This is a genomic window from Erwinia sp. JH02, from assembly GCF_013074405.1.
Taxonomy (GTDB): domain Bacteria; phylum Pseudomonadota; class Gammaproteobacteria; order Enterobacterales; family Enterobacteriaceae; genus Erwinia; species Erwinia rhapontici.
On record NZ_JABANZ010000021.1, the window covers coordinates 24,707 to 31,201 of the forward strand.

A 6,495-nucleotide genomic window follows, 5' to 3' on the forward strand; every position below is an offset into this window, starting at 1 on the left:
AGTCCAAGGAAAGTTATTTATTAGGCTAAATTCAGTTTCGCAACACGCCAATATTTTGTAAGATTTAGTAAAATTTCACAGGAGTGGTATTTTGCTCATACTTCATTTATCCGATATCCATTTTCGAAGGTCTGAGGTCAGTACAGCGCAAGACCCCAACGTCCATCTTCGAAATGAGCTTGTTCGTGACGTAGAGAACCAATGCGCTATGCTAGGCCCTCCAGATGTGATTATCATTTCTGGTGATATTGCGTTTGCTGGCGATCCTGATGAATTTAACTTCGCGACTCAATGGCTCGCTACACTCTGCGATGTTTGTGGTTGTTCAATGGCCTCAGTTTTTGTTGTGCCTGGAAATCATGACGTTGTTCGATCACTTGCAGATCGTTATTATGTTCAGTTAGCTCATAAAGCCATCAAAGCCGCTAATGATCCGAGTGCCGAAATCGCCATCCAAATGAGTCATCCAGAAACTCAGCGGATGCTCTATGAGAGCCTTGATAACTACAACCAGTTTGCTTTACAGTTTTTTTGCGATTTGCTACCACCAGAAAGAACGCGTGCAACGAGGGATCTTACTCTCAATGATGGCTCAACGCTTCGATTATGGGGATTAAATAGTGCTTTTTTATCAAGCGGCTATGATCAAGAAGGTGATTTATTTGTCGACCCAGCAAGCATGCAGATTATGCGTACCGATGGAGTCGTAAATCTTGTTGTAACGCACCATCATCTGTCATGGCTAAGGCAGAGACGAGAATTTGAGGATCATCTCAATGATGTGGCCCCAATACAGATCTTTGGCCATGTTCACATGAATCGAATAGACATTAACCGTGATTATGTGAGATTAACAGCTAGCGCAGCAAATCCGGATCGTCGTGAAGCTGGTTGGGAACCCGGCTATAATCTTATCGAATTATCGGTCGAAGGTGGGCATGAAAACCGGAGACTTCATGTCAAAGCTCATGTAAGAGTTTGGCAGACAGCTCCAGGCGGTTTTCAGGCTAAAATGGATAGGAAATCCCCAGTTTTCGAGCAATATATAGGGCTGGATCGCTGGAGTTTACCAACGGCAGCCACTGCAAACAAAGACGGAGCAATAAATACCAAGCCGATACCTGTAGTTGCTGAAATGCCAACTGATGAAGGAGACACGATGAATACTCTCCGGGATCTTGGCCTCCGTTTTTACAAACTTTCATTTAGCAAAAAGTCAGAGATTGCCGGACGCTTGGAGTTACTAGAAGAAGAGGATATGCGCTTACCCGACTACGAACGTTTTCGTCGCGTATTCATTAGAGCACACGAGCGAGGAAAACTCGAGGCACTAGCCGATGCAGTAACTAAAGCAGAACAAGGATAAATGAACTGGTAATGGCAAACTTCACATTCGCAGATCGTTACTCTGAGGCAGGCCTAGCGCCCACCTCGCAGACTATTATTTCTCGCCAAGAACCTGTCAACCGTATTGTTGCCAACATTACTGACGATCAGATTCTCGACTTAGCGGCGGTTTATTATGGCAGTCCCGAGATCAATTTAGATTGGTTCAGAGATGAGTTTGCCCAAGAGGATGCAAGCTTTAGTATTGTGAATAATGAACGCGAAACTTGCGTTCTATCATCGTTAATCCTAGCTCATTTGATAAATAACGACAACGCCATAGCAATTCTAGCTGTAAGCGTAGGTAGGGTCAGAGGGCTGCGCGCACCGCAACAATCGGCTTGGCTGATGAATGATGCGGAAGAGGCTTTTACGCGCCTCTCAGTGAACAATCGAGCACCAGAAAAAATCACGACAAAAATCTCGCCGACGGTAACCCCAAAACTAGGTGAACAAATCACCGCGCTTGGCGATACCCCCGAAGAGTGGCCAACACTTGTCACGATCCTTGGACAGATTCGAGCTGAAGCACAGAATTCGGCTAAAACAACCTCAAGCCAAGTTACGACTGCATTGAATGCGTTTGATCGTCAAGCTAAGCAAATGCGTGAGGAAGGCCAAATGCTTTGGTGGCTGATTGGTGGGCATAGCAAAATATTTGAACGTAGCTTTAGCACTTTCACACCTCAACAAGCGGCACTAACTGGCGCTATCGATTTAGGAATATTAACGACTCATTCTGAATTTGGCCCAATTGCTATGCCAGCAATGCTAGAACGAGTAATTGCATCCGCCAAAAAAACTAAAACTCAACAGACGCGAGAATTAGCAGCAGTTGTTGATAGTTTTACGGTCAAAGACCTTGAACAATTACCAATTCAAGTACATCTGCCAGCTTTACTAGCGCCTGTAACTTCGGCAATAGAATTAGCTCGAACTATAGGAATCGGCGTCTGGCACTCGCGATTCCAAGCTAAGACTTACCTAGACTCCTCTATACAGTTAGAACCTATTTTATTGGCCGAGCAGCTTTATCGTGAACATCTATTAGGACGATTACTGTGATAGAAGAGCAGGGTGAAGTCGATACAGATATTGACGTCTTTGAACAATCAAAGGAGATCCATGCTGCTGATCAAAATCAAGGCTGGACAACATTGCCACCATCAGAAATGCTATCTTTGGAAGATGCAGACCAATTCCTTCGCTGGAGAGCCGCTGCGATAATTGCAGTTGTCGGAGAGCGAAATGGTGGGAAAACAACACTCGTCACCGAAATATATGGAAGATTTCTACGTGGACCTTTTGCCGATGCTTGTTTCTGTCATAGTCTAAGTCTTTTGGGGTTTGAAAAAAAAAGTTTTCAAACACGAGCAGAATCTGGTGCGCTATTTCCTGATACTCCTCGGACGTCAGCTCAGGATGGATTGCGCTTCTTTCATCTTGCCCTCTTTAATGACTCCGATTCTCAACGCCGGGACCTTCTTATTTCTGAACGTGCTGGTGAGGTATATCGTGAGGTTCGTGACAAACCGGACCGCGCTATTGAGATGACAGAAATACGTAAAGCAACAGTAATTGCTTTTATAATCGACGGCGAACGAGTAGCAGCTGCTCGCAAACGTGCTGAAATTTTCGCCTCAGTCAGAGACACCATTCGGGCACTAGTTGAAACTGAAAGTATTGCCAAGCATACGAAGATTCAACTTGTCGCTACCAAATGCGATTTACTTGAAGATAGTTCGAGAGAAGATGCACGGAATGCATTATCAGACTTTGAACAAACAGTTATCACGATGCTAGCCGGAAAATTCAACGTTGAAACGTTTAGAACGAGCGCACGTGATCCGAATTCAGGGCCCAACTCTTCATCCAGTTTAGCCCTCTTGCTAAAAAGCTGGCTAAAACCTGTACCCCCGGTAGCGTTCGAAAATCCCAAGATTCCAGCGTTATCCAATGAGTTTGACCTGCTTCTGTTGAGAAGGACAGCTAAATGAACTCTAACTTCGTAATTATGGGTCTACCGGCGTCAGGCAAAACCACCTTTTTGGCGGCACTTTGGCATCTAGTTGGAGCTGATGAGACGACATGTCGTCTTAAACTTGATGGGTACAGAGGAGATCTTCAATACCTAAATCTCATTGCAGGGGCTTGGCGTACCTTTGAGCCTGTACCAAGGACCTCTCAGATTGGTGATATGAATGTAACAATTCAGTTGTGTAATCGTGAAACCAACCAATCTAGTGCAGTTGTTTTTCCAGACCTTGCTGGGGAAACGTTTGATCGTCAGGTTGAAGAAAGAAGATGTCGCTCTGAATTCGTCGATGGATTCATTGATGAAGACGGCATTTTGTTTTTCATTACTGCAGACGTCAAAGAAGATACGCTTTCAATCAATGAACTCAATTCAAGGATACCAAGCGAAGACACATTAGAAGTTCCAAAGGAGGAGGCTAAATCGACAGAAACAATCAAGGCGGTCGCTCCCGGAGCGTTGCGAGAGTGGGAGCCAAAAGTTCTACCTGCACAAGTAAAAATAGTACAGTTGCTAAGTGATCTTGTTCGCCCCCCATTTGCGCCCCGCAGCCGGCGGCTTGCTATTTTGATTTCAGCGTGGGATTTAACACGAGATATGTGTCTGACCCCTCGGCAATGGCTCGCAGCTAATATGCCATTAGTGGATCAGTTTCTAAAATCAAATGGTAATTTTTTCAAACATCAAGTGTATGGGGTTTCCGCCCAAGGGGTGAATCTAAACGATGATACAGCCGTCGATGAGATAGCAAAACTGGCACCGAGTAGGCGCATTCAAATTGTCGGTCCGGAAGGTGAAGGACATGACCTTACCGAACCCCTTGTTTGGCTAATGTCGGCGGACGAATGAAAATTGATCAATGCCTATTTGGCTACAACGACGGACATAGACTCCTAGCAACCTCCCTACCCTTAGGTACAGAAACTTCGCTACTTACGGAACTTAGCGATCTGGCGCCTGGAACGGTCTTTAGTTTCTCTGAGGGATACTGGACAGGTTTACCAGTACCAACAATTGGCCGTTACGTGCTTATGCGCACATGGCCCGCGCCCGAAATGCCCCGACCGGGCTGTGTGTGGACTCATGCACTACTTATTAATCCATCTTTACTCGAATCAATAACGGATCTATCTGTATTACAGGCGATTGTCACTCGCCCGGACAACTCGCTGAACATAGATCATTACCGTATACCTGCCGAAATTAACTTAACTAGAAATGATGAATCTAGCTTGTTAGTAGATGATGTAATCATTCAGAAGATAATGGAATCACTTTACAATACAGACAGTGCAACAGTTGAAACCACATCGCCTGGCGAGTTGGATGCCCCACTGTTTGCTGTTTGGTCGCAACAGTGGCCCCGACTTAGACGTAACTTTCGTTTCCAAACTGCTGCTGCTCGAAGCTTTCGCTCCTCAGGTTCAACTCGTTTTGACGTCAAAGCGACACTATCGTTACATGAGATAGAACCGCCAATACAAGGCAATGCCGTGCCTTCTTGGATATCTTCCGCAGTTGAAGATGCTCGGAAAGGCGCTAAAGGGTCTTTACGCTCCTTCCTGTGGCGTTATGGTTTAGACGTTCGTAAACAGCGTGGTTCATTTAAGCCCCTCGTTGAAATCAACATGCTTGATCATGGTACCCAAGTCGACTCAGCGAAACGTATAGTCGAGGTCATTACAAATGCATTTCCTACTCGAGATGATGCTCTGCTCTTGAAGCAGGATCTAGTCGATGGGTTATTAGTAGCTCGTGCACAAGCTAAATTGATCCGATTTATTGTGCAACATGAGGGAGAGGGTGCATGTATCTTTCCCCCACCTACGTCTGTTGGCATCGCCAAACTTGCAACTTTTTGGCCTCAGAAGCCAGATGAAATTCTTCAACTTGTCGAAATTTCTGCCGGTTCAGAAGAACCGATAAGCAAGTTGATATTTGAAACTGTAGTCAACCTTATTCAGACACCTGAATTCTGGTCTCTAACACATTTATATCCAAATGTTCGTAAGCTTATGGTTCAGATAAAACCGGAAATTATGACTAATTCCGCACACAATCTGGATGACGCAGCGCTTCTAGAACTACTTCCGTTGGTTCCTTGTAATACTCCGGGGCTTACTGAATTTATGGCTCTCTTGATGCCTCGTAGCAACAAGACACTTATAAATATCGTGTTTGAACATTTTCCCGAGCAAGCTGCAGCCGAAGTAATATCAGTTGTCAATGATAAAAGCAATGGAATAGCAGAAGCCTGGTTACAAGAGTTGATCCGTAGACCTCAATTGCTACTCAAAACCGAGATTATGGCTATAGTTTCACGCGCGAGTCTACTCTATGAGATTGCCGATGAACTTAGCTGGCTATCACCAGTCGTTATCTCCAATGGCGTAGCCCCCTGGGATGCAGCTCTAACCAACATGTCCAACGATCTTCGGGAAACACAAACGGACTTCTTAAATTGTTTTCTTGCAGTCCTCGCTTTTAAATCTGGAGGTGAAGGAGGCCATAATGTCATCCAGAGAATTTACAATGATCTGCATGGTAAAATTCTAAAATCCAAATTGTCGCAGAAAGCGCAGGACTTATTATCATCACACTTACCTGAACTTGGCTGGCTAAGGAGTTGGGATTTAGGTTTACGTTTTCGATTAGCAGTTGCTTCAGCATACGTTCGTTATGAATGGCCTGCACAGAGCTATGCGGCACTTGCGCAGGATACTAAAGGGCGCGCTTTACTCGCTGATGCTGCATCTGATGTTTCAGGTGGTTATACATATTTCAAGGCAGCATCACAATGAATATGATGACATTACCTTAACATTCCAAACATAGCCCATTTTAAAGCCTTAAACATAATAAAGGGAATTATCAAATGGGCTTCATCTCTTAGCTACGATATCTACTCAATCGCCCTAAAAATGTAAGTATCATTCAACAAACGCTGGATTGTACGTTGCAATTAGCTCTTCATCTACGTGTAAGCACACCCGTTTTAGTTCCACGCACTTTTTGAGATTTCCGTGTTTTCGGCCATCAATCTGTATTCTTCCGGCGTCAGGTTATTCAGGGAT

The 6,495-nt window shown here is 44.7% G+C and carries 5 protein-coding genes and 1 pseudogene; 5 read left to right on the forward strand and 1 reads right to left on the reverse strand.

Features of this window, described 5'->3' with window-relative positions; translation table 11 throughout:
- Positions 1–91 precede the first annotated feature (91 nt).
- The 5 genes from HHI26_RS24690 to HHI26_RS24710 are packed head-to-tail and all read left to right on the forward strand — an operon-like array spanning position 92 to position 6,222.
- Complete coding sequence (locus tag HHI26_RS24690) at positions 92–1,366, forward strand: metallophosphoesterase (RefSeq protein ID WP_171149923.1); 1,275 nt, start codon at positions 92–94, stop codon at positions 1,364–1,366.
- Between the two features lie 11 nt (positions 1,367–1,377).
- Complete coding sequence (locus tag HHI26_RS24695) at positions 1,378–2,451, forward strand: GTPase-associated system all-helical protein GASH (protein WP_171149924.1); 1,074 nt, start codon at positions 1,378–1,380, stop codon at positions 2,449–2,451.
- Positions 2,448–3,383, forward strand: a complete 936-nt coding sequence (locus HHI26_RS24700) for a hypothetical protein (protein ID WP_205945785.1) — start codon at positions 2,448–2,450, stop codon at positions 3,381–3,383. Before HHI26_RS24695 ends, HHI26_RS24700 begins: the two co-directional genes overlap by 4 nt.
- A complete protein-coding gene (locus tag HHI26_RS24705) occupies positions 3,380–4,270 on the forward strand; it encodes a hypothetical protein (protein WP_171149925.1) in 891 nt (296 codons plus the stop codon). The genes HHI26_RS24700 and HHI26_RS24705 overlap by 4 nt, the downstream gene beginning before the upstream one ends.
- Positions 4,267–6,222 carry a hypothetical protein gene (locus HHI26_RS24710; RefSeq protein WP_171149926.1) on the forward strand — a complete coding sequence of 652 codons (1,956 nt, stop codon included), beginning with the start codon at positions 4,267–4,269 and terminating at the stop codon, positions 6,220–6,222. Before HHI26_RS24705 ends, HHI26_RS24710 begins: the two co-directional genes overlap by 4 nt.
- Before the next feature lie 194 nt (positions 6,223–6,416).
- Here HHI26_RS24710 and HHI26_RS24715 read toward each other — a convergent pair.
- A pseudogene (locus HHI26_RS24715) lies at positions 6,417–6,495 on the reverse strand (integrase); the annotation flags it as partial.